Annotated in this window: 17 protein-coding genes; 10 read left to right on the top strand and 7 right to left on the bottom strand. The window is 63.4% G+C overall.

The annotated features are described in order from the left end of the window. Positions 1 to 30: 30 nt before the first annotated feature. A complete protein-coding gene (locus tag AC3EMP_RS16160; protein ID WP_023671444.1) occupies positions 31 to 336 on the top strand; it encodes a hypothetical protein in 306 nt (101 codons plus the stop codon). A 22-nt stretch (positions 337 to 358) separates the two neighbouring features. Here AC3EMP_RS16160 and AC3EMP_RS16155 read toward each other — a convergent pair whose 3' ends face one another. After that, entirely contained in the window at positions 359 to 772 is a 414-nt protein-coding gene (locus AC3EMP_RS16155; RefSeq protein ID WP_023685949.1) for a DoxX family protein, read from the bottom strand. A 144-nt stretch (positions 773 to 916) separates the two neighbouring features. Further along, complete coding sequence (locus AC3EMP_RS16150; protein WP_023693744.1) at positions 917 to 1,390, bottom strand: Lrp/AsnC family transcriptional regulator; 474 nt, start codon at positions 1,388 to 1,390, stop codon at positions 917 to 919. A gap of 114 nt (positions 1,391 to 1,504) precedes the next feature. On the opposite strand from AC3EMP_RS16150, the gene AC3EMP_RS16145 reads away from it, so the two are divergent. Both AC3EMP_RS16145 and AC3EMP_RS16140 read left to right on the top strand, forming a co-directional pair. Beyond that, positions 1,505 to 2,062, top strand: coding sequence for an RBBP9/YdeN family alpha/beta hydrolase (locus AC3EMP_RS16145; RefSeq protein ID WP_023671441.1), 558 nt, complete (start codon positions 1,505 to 1,507; stop codon positions 2,060 to 2,062). 83 nt (positions 2,063 to 2,145) lie between these two features. Then, positions 2,146 to 2,511, top strand: a complete 366-nt coding sequence (locus AC3EMP_RS16140; RefSeq protein WP_023753167.1) for a VOC family protein — start codon at positions 2,146 to 2,148, stop codon at positions 2,509 to 2,511. On the opposite strand, the gene AC3EMP_RS16135 is transcribed toward AC3EMP_RS16140, so the two are convergent. Beyond that, on the bottom strand, positions 2,508 to 2,672 hold the full coding sequence (locus AC3EMP_RS16135; protein WP_352710103.1) for a hypothetical protein: 165 nt from the start codon (positions 2,670 to 2,672) through the stop codon (positions 2,508 to 2,510). The two genes, AC3EMP_RS16140 and AC3EMP_RS16135, sit on opposite strands and share 4 nt — an antisense overlap. 241 nt (positions 2,673 to 2,913) lie before the next feature. On the opposite strand from AC3EMP_RS16135, the gene AC3EMP_RS16130 reads away from it, so the two are divergent. Then, entirely contained in the window at positions 2,914 to 3,090 is a 177-nt protein-coding gene (locus AC3EMP_RS16130) for a hypothetical protein (RefSeq protein ID WP_023671438.1), read from the top strand. A 113-nt stretch (positions 3,091 to 3,203) separates the two neighbouring features. Then, positions 3,204 to 3,497, top strand: a complete 294-nt coding sequence (locus AC3EMP_RS16125) for a DUF982 domain-containing protein (RefSeq protein WP_023685943.1) — start codon at positions 3,204 to 3,206, stop codon at positions 3,495 to 3,497. A gap of 49 nt (positions 3,498 to 3,546) precedes the next feature. Here the strand turns inward: AC3EMP_RS16125 and AC3EMP_RS16120 are convergent, their stop codons facing one another. Then, positions 3,547 to 4,266: a Crp/Fnr family transcriptional regulator gene (locus tag AC3EMP_RS16120; protein ID WP_023671436.1), complete on the bottom strand. Its 720-nt coding sequence runs from the start codon at positions 4,264 to 4,266 to the stop codon at positions 3,547 to 3,549. A 283-nt stretch (positions 4,267 to 4,549) separates the two neighbouring features. On the opposite strand from AC3EMP_RS16120, the gene AC3EMP_RS16115 reads away from it, so the two are divergent. After that, positions 4,550 to 4,780, top strand: coding sequence for a DUF6894 family protein (locus AC3EMP_RS16115; protein ID WP_023671435.1), 231 nt, complete (start codon positions 4,550 to 4,552; stop codon positions 4,778 to 4,780). Between the two features lie 106 nt (positions 4,781 to 4,886). Further along, positions 4,887 to 5,387: a hypothetical protein gene (locus tag AC3EMP_RS16110; protein WP_023671434.1), complete on the top strand. Its 501-nt coding sequence runs from the start codon at positions 4,887 to 4,889 to the stop codon at positions 5,385 to 5,387. Between the two features lie 37 nt (positions 5,388 to 5,424). Here the strand turns inward: AC3EMP_RS16110 and AC3EMP_RS16105 are convergent, their stop codons facing one another. From AC3EMP_RS16105 to AC3EMP_RS16095, 3 genes are all read right to left on the bottom strand, one after another. Next, positions 5,425 to 7,539, bottom strand: coding sequence for an EAL domain-containing protein (locus tag AC3EMP_RS16105; RefSeq protein ID WP_352710102.1), 2,115 nt, complete (start codon positions 7,537 to 7,539; stop codon positions 5,425 to 5,427). A 145-nt stretch (positions 7,540 to 7,684) separates the two neighbouring features. After that, the gene (locus AC3EMP_RS16100) at positions 7,685 to 8,242 is read right to left on the bottom strand and encodes an RNA polymerase sigma factor (protein WP_023685940.1); all 558 of its coding nucleotides are present in this window, start codon (positions 8,240 to 8,242) and stop codon (positions 7,685 to 7,687) included. A gap of 156 nt (positions 8,243 to 8,398) precedes the next feature. After that, on the bottom strand, positions 8,399 to 8,788 hold the full coding sequence (locus AC3EMP_RS16095; RefSeq protein WP_023685939.1) for a DUF427 domain-containing protein: 390 nt from the start codon (positions 8,786 to 8,788) through the stop codon (positions 8,399 to 8,401). 819 nt (positions 8,789 to 9,607) lie between these two features. Here AC3EMP_RS16095 and AC3EMP_RS16090 point away from each other — a divergent pair. The 3 genes from AC3EMP_RS16090 to AC3EMP_RS16080 are packed head-to-tail and all read left to right on the top strand — an operon-like array spanning position 9,608 to position 13,234. Continuing rightward, positions 9,608 to 10,099: a Csu type fimbrial protein gene (locus tag AC3EMP_RS16090; RefSeq protein WP_023685937.1), complete on the top strand. Its 492-nt coding sequence runs from the start codon at positions 9,608 to 9,610 to the stop codon at positions 10,097 to 10,099. A 26-nt stretch (positions 10,100 to 10,125) separates the two neighbouring features. Continuing rightward, positions 10,126 to 10,848: a fimbrial biogenesis chaperone gene (locus AC3EMP_RS16085; RefSeq protein WP_031204518.1), complete on the top strand. Its 723-nt coding sequence runs from the start codon at positions 10,126 to 10,128 to the stop codon at positions 10,846 to 10,848. Next, positions 10,820 to 13,234 carry a fimbria/pilus outer membrane usher protein gene (locus AC3EMP_RS16080; RefSeq protein WP_023828876.1) on the top strand — a complete coding sequence of 805 codons (2,415 nt, stop codon included), beginning with the start codon at positions 10,820 to 10,822 and terminating at the stop codon, positions 13,232 to 13,234. Before AC3EMP_RS16085 ends, AC3EMP_RS16080 begins: the two co-directional genes overlap by 29 nt. Positions 13,235 to 13,248 lie beyond the last annotated feature (14 nt).

Genomic DNA, 13,248 nt, shown 5'->3' with positions numbered 1-13,248 from the left:
TTGAGCGTGAGCCAAATGGGAGCAACAGCCATGAACGTCGCCAATCTGCAACTCGAAGGCCTGCTGATGGCCGTCGCCTCGATCAATCAGGTGCTGGTGCGCAAGGGCCTGCTCACGGTGGAGGATATCGACATCGCGCTGCGCAAGGCCGAGGCCATCGAAACCGGCGAGGAGCGGTCCGACGGCATGTCGGAGTCCAACCGCGACGCCGTCAACTTTCCGATCCGACTGCTGGAACTGGCCAATCAATGCCAGCCGGAGGCGGACATGCCGTCCTTCTCGAAACTGGCCCGCATGGTCGGCCAGATGAAGGAACCCTACAACGACCAGATGTGAGGCGGTCTGCCGACGCGGGGCCTCACCCTCGGCCGAGCTTCGAGGCCAGCACGCTGCCCGGTCCATGCACGGCGGCGAACAGCAGGCCGGCGGCGAACGGGAAATGGGACATGAAGGCGCCGAACTCGGCCTGGTTGCCGGTCCAGTGCGACGGACCGTGGAAGGCAAAGCCGAGGAAGACCACGTAGACGGCGGCGACCAGGGCGGCCGGTGTGAAGAATGCTCCGGTCAGGAGGGCGATCACCAGCAGCGTTTCGAGGATCGCGGCGCACCAGGCCAGAAACAGCGGGAACGGGAAGCCGGCGGCGGCGATGTAGCCGGCGGTCATGTTCATATCCATGAACTTGAAGGCTGCCCCCATCGCGAACATGGCGGCCAGGGTCAGGCGGGCGATGAGAATGGCCGCGGTCTGCCACGGCGATTGAACGGCTTCCATGATGTTCTCCAAAGGTTTGCAACGGGTTCGTCCCAAGGACGGGCGCCACGCCTCCGATCCTACACCAGCCCGCGAAATTCTTTCCCGGCAAAGCCGGACCTCGCAAAAGGAGGCGCTTGCAATCCTCTTGCCGCGCGTGGCCGCTCAGAGCTTCGCCATCAGCTCCCGCCCCAGCCGCTTCGGCGGCTCGGCGCGCAGCACCACATTGGTCGTCACCGCGCCGTAGCGGCCGATGGCGTCGACGATGCTTTCGAGGTCGGGCGGCGACGGGACGACGACCTTGACCAGAAAACAATCCTCGCCGGTCACCCGCAGCACCTCAACCACTTCCGGCATGGCCGCGAATTTCTTCAGGCAGGTCTGGATGTGCTCATGCGTGGTGCGCAGGCGGATCATGGCCATGGTGCCGAGACCGAGGGCGGTGGGATCGATCGCGGCCCGGTAGCCGGCGATGATGCCGCGCTCCTCCAGCCGCTTCACCCGCTCCGACGTCGCGGGCTGGGACAGGCCGACGCGGCGGCCGAGTTCGGAAATGCCGATGCGGCCATCCTCCTGCATGATCTCGATGATTGCCATGTCGGTGGGGTCGAGCCGTGGCCGGTAATCGCCGTTTGCCATGAACACCTTCAATCCATCGGAATTCTTCGTCGCTTTCCGATGATCTCTCATTCCGCGAACAAGGAGAAGCCCTAGGATTGGGACATCATCTGCGGCGAAGAAACAGGATTTTCCATGACCGACTTCATCATTCTGCCGGGCAGCGGCGGATCGGGCGAGGCCCACTGGCAGACACGCTGGCAACAGGCCGACCCGGCGATGCGCCGCTTCAGCCCGGCAAGCTGGGAGCTGCCGGATTTCGACGACTGGGTGGCGGCGCTGGACGTCGCGGTGTCACAGGCACAGACCCCGCCGGTGCTCGTCGCCCACAGTCTCAGCTGCCTGCTGGTCGCGCATTGGCAGGCGGTGTCGAGCCGTCGGATCGGCGGGGCGTTTCTGGTTGCGGTTCCCGACCCGGCCTCGCCGGTCTATCCCGCTTACGGAATTCCCTTCGCCGATACGCCGCGCGGGCCGCTTCGCTTCCCCTCGCTGATCGTGGCCAGCACCGACGATCCCTATGATCCGAACGGCTATGCCGGTGAGAAAGCCACACAATGGGGCAGCGAACTGCACATCGCCGGGCCGCTTGGTCACATCAACAGCAATAGCGGGCTGGGCGACTGGCCGGCGGGAATGGAGCTGCTGACGGCCTTCGTGAGAGAGAGACAGGCCGACCACGCAATCGCACCGTAGGCGCCCGAAGCGTGCGCGCGGGCTTGCCCCGACTTGTCCCGCCAGCTATCTCTCGGGAGGGGCCTTTGTGAGGGAGCCTGCGAATGGTGTCCGTCCGATATCTGGTCCGCGATGTCGATCTGTCCATCGCGTTTTATACGAGCCATCTGGGCTTCGCGCTGAAGCAGCAATTCGGTCCGGCGATGGCCATCCTGACTCGCGGCGACCTCTCGCTCTGGCTCGCCGGTCCCTTGGCGTCGGCAGCCAGGCCGATGCCGGACGGCCGGACACCCGAGCCGGGCGGATGGAACCGCTTCGTGCTCGAGGTCGAGCAATTGCCGTCAATCGTGACTAAGATGGGCGAGGCCGGCGTGGGGTTCCGCAACCAGATCGTCGAAGGTCCGGGCGGGCGACAAATTCTTTGTGAAGACCCCTCCGGCAACGTGATCGAGCTGTTCGAGCCAAGCTAGGCTTCGGCCGTCGCCTCGGATTCGGCGCCGGGCTTTGCCTGGCCTTCCCACTGCCGCTCCGCCTCTGCTTCGCGCTTCGGACAATCCTCGTAGTCATGCTCTCGCGAACCGCAATAGGAGCAGCATTTTGCCGGCGTGTCGGTTCGAAGCATTGTGGCCATGCACAAGAATGCACGAAAATTCATCCGGTTGCAGCAGCGTCCGCGACGTCGCTGCTGGGATGCGTGACCGCCAGCCTGGCACCGCCCTCAATAGCCGCCGCCGAGGATCGGCAGAATCTCGGCGGCAGACATTGCGCGCGGCGCGTATTCGTCCGGCCTATATCAAAGTTAAATGCGGATGCTGGGCGTGAGGTGGTAGGTGATCGCGATGGGGGGACTCTCAACGCGCTCGAGGTGTCCCATGGACGTTCGAAATCTGATTGCCAAATTGTCAGCCGCGGTATTGCACCGCCGCGCCGCGTCTTCGCCGATACTGTTCAGGCCGATCCGCAACTCGCTCGCCGACATCCCGTTGAAGCCGGCGCCGCGGCCGCCTTATCGTCCGCATCGGCCGATCTGGCCGGCAAGCAACATGTAGCTCGCCGGGCTGCAACCAGTTTGTGATTTCCTCGTTTATGGCGATCCCGTTTTCAAGGAGGCAAGTGATGAGATCGATCCGGGCGAGGCGCGAATGGTTTGGATGGTGAGCGCATGAGCCGTTTTCTGCCCCTGACGATCAGATTCGTGGACGGCAGCGCGATGACGGTGTCGTCGATCGCCGACGCCAGGAGGGCGCTAGGCGGAACATGGAAGAACAAGCAGACGGCGGCCTACAAGGCGGCCGACAGGCTGGTGGATGACGCGTTGAACGGCATTTGCCGCCCGGACATCGCCTTTGCCGCTTTCCAGAATGCCGCCGCCCAACAGGGCTTGCTGAAGCCGGCGAAGCCAAGTGCCGCCCTTGCCATGCTCGACGAATTGGCGTCGCTGGATGGGCATCGTTGAAAGACCGGCTGACGGATTGCCTGCGATGTCATGGCGAACGCCGGATAGCCTATCTCGGCTCGCGGTTCATGCTGAGATAAGTCGGGTCGAACTCGGCGATTTCCACCAGCTGCTGCCAGTCCAGAATGGTCACCATGTAATTTGCCCAGCCGATCACACCGATCTTGCGCAGCGCGCCGATGACCCGGTTCATGTGGACGACCGAAAGCCCAAGCACATCGGCCAGTTCCGCCTGCGACAGGGGAAGCCGGAAACTCATGCCGTTGGTCTGCTTGACGACCTGGAGCCGCACGAACAGCTCGCACACAAGATGCGCCAGATGCGAAGTCTTGGACCGCCGGCCCATGGCCACGATCCATTCCCGATGGATGGCGCCATCGACGAGCGTGTCCAGCCAAAGCAAGCGGCTGAGATGAGGCGCCTGTTCGGTGATCGTCCTTAGCCGACTGTGGTCGGCGGCGATCACCCGGCATGGCGACAAAGCTATAATGCCATGGTCCATTGTCTTGAGCAGGAAGGCGTGCAAATCGACAAAATCGCCTGGCACCTGCAACGAGGTGAACTGGCGGCCGCCATCCTCCAGCACCTTGTAGCGCGCCGCCAGACCCTCGATGATGAGCGTGCTGTAGCCTGGCCTCGATCCCTCTGAAACGATGTCCTGACCGGTGGCAAAATCCATCTCGATGGTCATGGCGGCGGCCAGCAGCCCCTTTTCCTGCTCGGACAAAGCGTCATGCTGGCCAAGGTTGAGATAAAGCGGTTCTAGCATCGAGGATCCAGTTCGAGATTTCGTGGACATTCGTGGCCTAGCCAAACGCCGGAGATCGGGTGCGGTTGCAATCGGCCGGCACGGCGACGGCTCCTGGCAGGAAATCTGCTCAGGGCACAGTCGCATGGAACCATGGGTGCGGGTTGGGATTTAATCCATGTCGCTCAAAAATGGCCCCGATTTTGAGACAACGACATGCATAAAAACACAGACCTGAAGCGCGTCGCCTGCGTCCTTCAACCGCGATGCGCCTTAGCGTTCTCACGCAGGGATCCTTGCACACATGGAACGGTTCTACTTCGACTTGTACAACGCCGAGACCCAGATTGATGAAGAGGGGCAGCTTTTTCCCAGCCGGGAGCGTGCGGGAGCCGAAGCGCTGCGCATATTGCACGATGTGGCGCGCGACGAGATACCGGAGGGCGACCACCGGCGGATCACCGTCAAGATGCTGAACGAGAACAGGGAGCAGATATTCGAAGCGTCGCTGACCATGGCGTCGCTGTGGAGTTGAACTCGTCGACCCTGTCGAGGACTGTATGGAACCTCTTGCCCTCCCCTCTGTTTCCTAAGGAGGGGCCAGCGGCAGAAGCTGCACGGCTGATTGACTGGAGGCATCTATGTCCTTGCAAAAGCTTCATCCCGAGCAGGTCGACGACACACGCAGGCTTGCCTATTCGACCTTTGCCCCGGCGCTGATCGGTTCGCTCACCAAGCGTCTGGCGCGGTGTCAGGGCGTCAAGGAACTGGGCGCCCTGGAAAAGTCGCTCATCCGCCTGATCGAAGACTCTGATGTCGATGGGCCGCAAGCCGAGGCGATGAAAGAGTTCGCCATCGAGCTGGTGGTGTCGACGATATCGGAAGCCCGCGCTCACCCCGACACCAAGAGCGATGTCGAAGCCGTTGGCGAGCGCCGCGCCGAAGGCCGCTCCGAGAACCCGCAGACGCTCGAGGAGCAGTTGCAATCAGGCCTCGAAGACAGTTTTCCGGCCAGCGATCCGCCCGCCGTCCTCTCGACCGCCATTTCCGGCGGCTCGAAGGACCTTGTCGGCACCGACGAGGTGTTGCGCCGCAAGAAGGAGGCGGCGCAGCGAAAGCAGGAGAAGGCCGACGCCGGTTAGCCGGACAAGTCGCGCCAGCTCGGGCGATGAGAAGCCGTCAGCCGAAGCGCTTTTCCGGTGACTGTCCGCTGGATGGTGACTGTTCGCCGGCCCGCGCGACGATCGCCTCGAGCGGCTCCGGCCGGTGCAGCAGAAAACCCTGGCCATAGGCCACGCCCATGCCGCGCAGAATGTCGAGCGCTTCCTGCTGCTCGATCTTTTCGGCCACCACCGCGCAGCCGAGACTTTTGGCGATGCCCGCTATGGCCGAGACGATCTCGCGGTCGAAACGGCTTTCCGCGATATTCTCGATGAACGAGCCGTCGATCTTGATCTGATCGACCGGAAAGCGCCGCAAATATTCGAACGAGCTCATGCCGGCGCCGAAATCGTCGAGGCTGACACGGCATTGCCGCTCGCGCGCCTTGCGCACGAACTGCTCGGCGGCGTCGAAATTGGTGACGGCCGCGGTCTCGGTGATCTCGAAGCCGATGCCGGAATGCGGCGCCCCGGTCTCGGCGATGACGGCGTCGACGAAATCCCATAGCAGCGGATCGCTCAGCGTCTGCGCCGACAGGTTGAAGCCGAGCATGATGGCGCCTGACCGCATCGCCGCGCCATGCTGCGAAAGCGCTGTCCTGATGATCCAGCGGTCCAGCCGCGAGGCAATGCCGAAGCGCTCGGCGACCGGAATGAATTCGTTGGGCGGGATCAGCTTGCCATTGCGCCCGGCAAGCCGCGCCAGCACCTCGACGTGGCGGCTCTCCTGCCAGGGCTGGCCGAGCAGATGGATTTCCTGGCCGAACAGTTTCAGCCGCCCGTCATCCATGGCGTCGACCGTGTCGGCGGCGACACGCGCCGCGTTGAGGCCGCCGGAGCCCGACGCCGCATCGGCCGAAAACACCGCGAAGCGATTGCGCCCGGCCGCCTTGGCGGCATAGCAGGCGTCGTCGGCGCAGGCCAACGCATCGGCAACTGTGGTGGTGGTGTCCTCGACGAAGGCGATGCCGATGCTGGCCGCGAGTTTTCGCGAGGTCGCCGGCAGTCCGAGGTCGGCGTCACGGACCGCCGCAAGAATCGCGCCGGCCAGCGCCTCGGCCTTGGCCGATTGGCAATTGGGCACCAGCAGCGCGAACTCGTCGCCACCGAGGCGCGCGGCACGCGCCGATGCCGGCAGGCAGCCCAGAATACCGGCGGCCACACCCTTCAGCGCCAGGTCGCCGGCGGCGTGGCCGGCGAAGTCGTTGAGCGCCTTGAAGTAGTCGAGATCGACGTAAAACACCGCCAGCGGCAAAGCCCGCTCGGTGGCGATGTGCACGGCCAGCAGCCGGTCGAAGGCGGCACGGTTCAAGAGGCCCGTCAGCGCATCGTGGTGAGCGGCGTAGGCGAGTTCCCGCTCGCGCTTCTTGTCCTCGGTGATGTCGCGCACGGTGCCGAGAATCTGGCCCGCCGTCTCGGGCGCCGCGATGAAGCGCACCAGCGATTCGACATGGCGGATTTCGCCGTCGCGCCTGACGATGCGGTATTGCGCGGCGACGACGCCGTCGGTCGAAAGCGGCGCCAGATGGGCGCGCTCTGCGGCATCCTTGTCGTCGGGGTGCAGATAGGAATGCCAAAGGTCGGCAGCCACCTCGTCGGCGTCGGCGACCAGGCCGAATATCTCCCTGGTGCGGGCGTCCCAATAGCTCTTGTTGGCGTCGATATCGTGATGCCAGATGCCGGTGCCGCTGGCCGCCAGCGCCAGGCGAAAGCGCACATTGACCCGCTCCAGTTCGGCTTCCGCCTCTTTCTGCCGGCTGATGTCGGTCTGCACGCCCATCAGCCTGACCGGCCTGCCCGTCTCGTCACGCTCGACAATGCCGCCGCGGTCCAGCACCCAGATCCAGTGGCCGTCCTTGTGCTTGAGGCGTAGCTCGGTCTCGATCGAGGCGGTCAGGCCGGAAATGTGCCGCTCTCCGCTGGCCAGCGCCCGCTGGCGGTCGTCGGGATGCGTCAGCTTCAGCCAGAGGTCGTCGCTGTTGGCAAGCTCGCCATCCTCATAACCCAGCATGTGCGACCAGGTTGGCGAATAGAAACAGTCGCCGCTCAAAATATCCCAGTCCCATACGCCGAGATGAGCGCGTTCGAGCGCAAGCGCCCAGAATTCGCCGTTGCGTATTTTCTCTTCAGCCATGCCCTGGTTTCGCTCACTCCGTCGCCGCCACTATGCACGCAAGCAGAGAAGAAACCGTTACCGGGTGCGCCGCGCCCACAGTGCGGACAAGGCCTGCAATCGTGCCGGACCATGCCGTAAGGCGTCATCATGCGATTGGGGCTCGTCATGCCATTGGCGCCCTGATTGGAACCGCCCTGGCCGGGCCTGGCTCGACGATCCTTATCGCGCGGCGGCGCGCATTGTCCTCGAGCAGGCCGCGCAGTTCCTCACGGCCGCGCGCAATGCGCGACATCAGCGTGCCGGCCGGCACGCCGAGCATCTCGGCGGCCTCGGCATAGGAGAAGCCCTCGATGGCGACCATGGTCAGCGCGGCACGGCGGTCCGGGCTGATCGCCTGCAGCGCGTCGATGATCTCGCGCGCGGCGACGTTCTCCAGTTGGTCGGCGGGAGAGGCTTGCGCCTCTCCCGCTTCCAGCGGCAGCATCGACGCCTCGCCACGCCGGTTCACCTTGCGCATCTGGTCGATGAACAGATGATGCATGATCGTGAACAGCCATTTTCGCGGGCTCTCTCCCTTCTGCCAGTTGTCCAGCCGCAGCAGCGCCCGCTCCAGGCAGTCCTGGACGAGATCGTCGGCGGAATCGCGGTCGCGCAGCAGCGAGCGCGCATAGCGGCGCAGGCGCGGGATTTCGTCGAGAATGGCTCTCTGCTTTTCGTCCATGACCTTTTGTCTTCGTTTCGGCATGCCGTTGCCGCAAAACCGCTGCGCCCCCGGGTGAGGACAGCTTTGGCTGATCTGAAAAATTCCTCTGTTCATGCCTATCGTCGGCTCCAAAAACGCTGGGCACTTTTGGGCGACAGGCATGACGCGCTCAGCTCAGCGCGGCGTGGCGTCGATGGTGACCCGGTCGGGATAGAAGGCGCCGTGGGCGCGAATCTCGGCCATCTCGTCGAAGGGCTGCTCATAGGCCCACATCGCGTCGTTGCCGGTTTCACCCGCCGGCAGCACGTTCCAGTAGCTGGAGTCGCCCTTGTAGGGGCACAGCGTCGACCGCTCCGTCTTCCTGAGCTTCCGGAAGTCGATGTCCTCGAACGGGATGTAGAAGGAGAAGGGATGGGGCGGCTCGGTCACCATTTTGGCTTTTGCCGAGGAAGCGATGATGGTGCCGTTTGCAAACACGACGACACGCCCGTTGAAGGGCTCGACGGTGATCACCTTGCCCGGATTGCGCCTGAAGCCGGGTGACGGGTTCGCATGCTGATCCATGACTGCTCTCCTTGTCCGCTGGTGGTTCGATGTCGGTCGACGGCGTCAGCTCTCACTGGTCACTGACGGGCCGGCGACAGCGGTCACACGCGACAGCTTCTGGCGCTTTTCGAGCTGTGGCTTTTCATAGGTCTTCTTCATCGTTCTTCCTTTTCTGACGTCTGGCAGCCGGTCCGCGCGGCTGCCGGCCGTGGATCATGGCTCCAAGGGACAACAGGCGCATCTCCCGTCCGGCCGATGCGCCGCCGAAGGAAATCCGGGCCAGCGTGGCAAGAACGATTCGCATGTGTTTCGCCGCGATCCGACGGCGGTGGATTTATCTCAGCCGGGACGGCCATGCTTGGGCCGGGCGGAACACGGTTTTGGCGGATGCGGCCCTGTCAGCACGGCCGCAAGGCTTGGACAGGCGCGAACAGCTACCGGCGCGGCTATGGCGATGGCTGCTTGGCGCCGGTGCACGCCGCGAAATATCGATAATAAAGGACGACAGGTGAGACTCTACAAAATCAAGATGATTTGCCAGATATTTTCGCCTTTTCGGCACGAGAAGCAAAATAAATTTTCGACAGACGAACTTTCACTTCGGAAAAATGTCCATTTCATCTCTGTTAACCAAATATTAACCAAAATTATCCGATACATACCGAAGTTATTCGCTGTCGTAATCCGAATCTAAGTTGTAATAATCATTGCACAGTTCGCTTCTGACATTACTGTATCGTTGATGTCTTGCGAAGCATGCAACGGAGGAGCTGTAGGAGTGAAATCCGGGTCAAGACTGTGTTGCGAGGAACGGTCTGCCCGACGGAGGAAACACGCATGAGATTGCTGAAATATGCGCTGCTGGCGGGAGCGTCGCTGCTTCCCATCCTGCCCGCGATCGCCGCGACCGCGACGGGCAGCATGAATGTCCGCATCACGATTACCGACGAATGCAAGGTGCAGACGGCGAGCGATCTCGATTTCGGCTCGCACGGTGTCATTGATGCGAATGTCGACCAGACCAGCACCATCAACGTGCAATGCACGACCGGCAAGTCCTACAATGTTGGTCTGAGCGCCGGAGCGGGCGCGGGCGCAACGGTTGCTGTTCGCAAGATGACCGGGCCGGCGTCGGCGACGATCGACTACACCATCTACAGGGAAAGCACCCGGACGCAGCTTTGGGGCACCACGATCCCCACCGACACGGTCGGCGGAACCGGCAACGGCGCCATTCAGCCGCTGACGGTCTACGGGCGTGTTCCACCGCAGACGACACCGGCGGCGGGCCTCTACACCGACACCGTTGCGATCACCATAACGTACTGACAATCGATACCAACACGAGGACGATCATGCGATCCATGCTTTCATGCATCGGAGCCACGGCTGTTCTGTTGCTGTGCGCCGGTCTCTCACAAGCCGCTTCGCTCAGGGTGGCGCCGACAGGTCTCGAGCTGATCTCGCCCGACGCCTCGGCGGTTCTCAACCTCAGCAACGATGACGCCAAGCGGCCGATCAATGTGCAGATCCGGGTCTTCGCATGGAGCCAGGCCGGCGGCATCGAAACGCTGACGCCGACCACGGACGTGGTCGCCAGCCCACCATCGACCAAACTCGGACCCAATGCCCAATACGTGGTTCGCGTCGTGCGCGTGTCGAAGGCGCCGGTGCGGGCCGAGGAAAGCTACCGCGTCATCGTCGACGAACTGCCGGACCCCTCACGCAAGAAGGCCGGTACGGTCGCGCTCGCGCTTCGCTATTCGGTCCCGGTGTTTTTCCGCGACGCCGATGCCGCCGCGCCGGCAGTCGCCTGGAGTGTTTCGCGCAAGGGCGGCAGTCTTGTGCTGACAGCCAGCAATACCGGCGAAAGTCGCCTCCGCCTGTCCAACCTATCCCTGACCCAGAACGGCAAGAAGCTTGGCAGCCGAAACGGACTCGTCGGTTATGTCCTGGGCGGCGCGACCATGCAGTGGCCGATCGGCAGCAGCAAATCACTGTCCGCGGGCTCGGTGCTTTTGAAGGCACAGAGCGATCTTGGACCCTTCGATGCCAAAGTTGCCGTCAAGGGCAAATAGGATCGCGCTAGTCGTCGCGCTCGCGATTTTCACACCTTTCTCGGCGGTGAACGCGCAAGAATTGCCGGCCGTGACGAACCCTGAAGACCCTGGCCAGCAAGCCGGCCGCAGCCTTTATCTAGAGGTGTTCATCAACGACGTCTCGACCAAACTGATCGGCAGCTTCACCCAGATGCCGGATGGCGGCCTGGCATCGACGCCGCTAGAGCTGAAGGAGCTCGGGCTGAAGCCGCCGCAGGGCGCTGTAGACACCGACGGCCTGGTCAGGCTCGACCAGCTGGCGGATGTGTCGTTTCAGATCGACGAAGCGGCGCAGCGCCTCTACGTCACCGCCGCCAATGACAGCCGCGAGGCGCGCATGGTCGATCTCGGCTTGCGCTTGCAGGACCGGCCGGCGCCGCAATCGGGCTTGGGCGCGGTTCTCAACTATTCGCTGTTTGCCAGCTCCAACACATTGTTCGACAAGGACGTCGAGCTGTTCCAGGGCGTTTCCGGCGGCTTCGATGCGCGCGTGTTCAGCCCCTATGGAACGCTCAGCCAATCCTTCATCGCCGGCTATTCCGACGGCAGGCTGGGCGGCTTCACGCGGCTCAACACGACATGGAGTTATTCCGACCCCGACCGGCTGATGACCTATCGGGCCGGCGACTTCATCTCCGGTGGATTGTCGTGGACGCGTCCGGTCTATCTCGGCGGCATCCAGGCGCAACGCAACTTCCACCTGCGATCGGACCTGGTGACGCTACCCCTGCCCTCCTTCGGCGGCACCGCGGCAGTGCCGTCGACGCTGGAGGTCTATACGCAGAACGTGCGCACCTATTCCGGCGACATCCAGCCCGGGCCGTTCCAGGTCACCAATCTGCCGGTGTTCACGGGCGCAGGACAGGCGCAGGTGGTGCTGCGCGACAGCCTGGGCCGCGAGACCACGGCCACCTTGCCGTTCTATGCCTCCAGCATGCTGCTGCGCCAGGGACTGCTCGACTTTTCCGTCGAGGCAGGGATGGCGCGGCGCAATTTCGGCATCTCCTCCGACGATTATGACAGCCGCGTCATGGGGGTCGCCAGCGCGCGTTACGGCGTGACCGACCGGCTGACATTGGAAGCCCATGCCGAGGGCGGCGCCGATCTGATCAATGGCGGCATAGGTGCTGCCTTCCCGCTCGGGGCATATGGCGCAGCTTCGCTGGCCGTCGCCGGCAGCCATCATGACGGACGCACCGGGTCGCTGGTCGATGCCAGGGCCGAGTTCGGTTATGACGGCTGGGCGATCAACGCCCGCATGCAGCGGTCATTCGGCGGCTTTGAAGATATCGCTTCGGTGACGGCACAGCCGGTCATACTCGATCCCGATGATTTCACCCGTTTCAGCGCCGGCGTGCCGCGGGCGGTCGACCAGGTGACGCTCAGCGTGCCGATGCCGATCGACTTCTCCAGCCTCAACTTCTCCTATACCCACCTCAAGGATGCCGAAGGCGAGACCAGCCAGATCGTCGGCCTCTCCTATAGTCAGGAGATCTTCAAGCGCAGCACGCTCTATGCCACGGCCTTCGCCGATCTCGACGACGGCGACAGTTATGGCATCTTTGCGGGGATTTCGATCCCGTTCAATGACGACGTCATGGCGTCGACGGGTGTCGAGCATGGGCCTGACGGCCTCAATGTCGTGGCCGACCTCGCCAAATCGGAGCGGGCCGAGGACGGCAGCATCGGCTGGCGGCTGCGCACCTCCGAAGGCGAGGTTCCCAACCGTTCGGCAGCGGTGAGCTACCGCGCGTCGTTTGCGCGTTTTGAGGCCGGCGCCCAGCAATTCGACAAGGACTTTCGCGTGACCGGTCAGATGGACGGCGCCATTGCGGTCGCAGGCGGCGGGGTGTTCGCCACCAACCGCATCGACGATGCCTTTGCCGTCGTCGATGTCGGCACGCCTGATGTCGAGGTCTTGCATCAGAACCGGCCGGTAGGCAGGACCGACAGCAAAGGCCGCATCCTGGTCACCGGCCTCAACTCCTATGAGCTGAACACGGTCTCCATCGACCCGAAGAATCTACCAGTCGACGCGGATGTCCCGGCTACCAAGGAGACCGTCGTCCCAGCCGACCGCAACGGCGTCGTGCTGAAGTTCGGCGTGTCCGAGGCGGCGCAGGCCGCGCTGGTGACGCTGGTCGACTCGAGCGGAACGCCGCTCGAAGCCGGACTGTCGGGACGCGTCGATGGCGGCACCGAAGACTTCGTCGTCGGCTATGACGGGCAGGCCTATATCAAGGGCCTCGGCAAGCAGAATTCAGTGCAGGTCGAGCGCGCTGACGGCGGTTCATGCCGGGCAGAGTTTCCCTTCGAGGCGGCGCGCGGCCGGCAAGTGGTGATCGGGAACGTGGTGTGCCAATGAGAGCTGGAGGAAAA

It is taken from the genome of Mesorhizobium sp. P160219, assembly GCF_057786095.1.
This window is presented reverse-complemented; position numbering and strand designations above follow the sequence as displayed.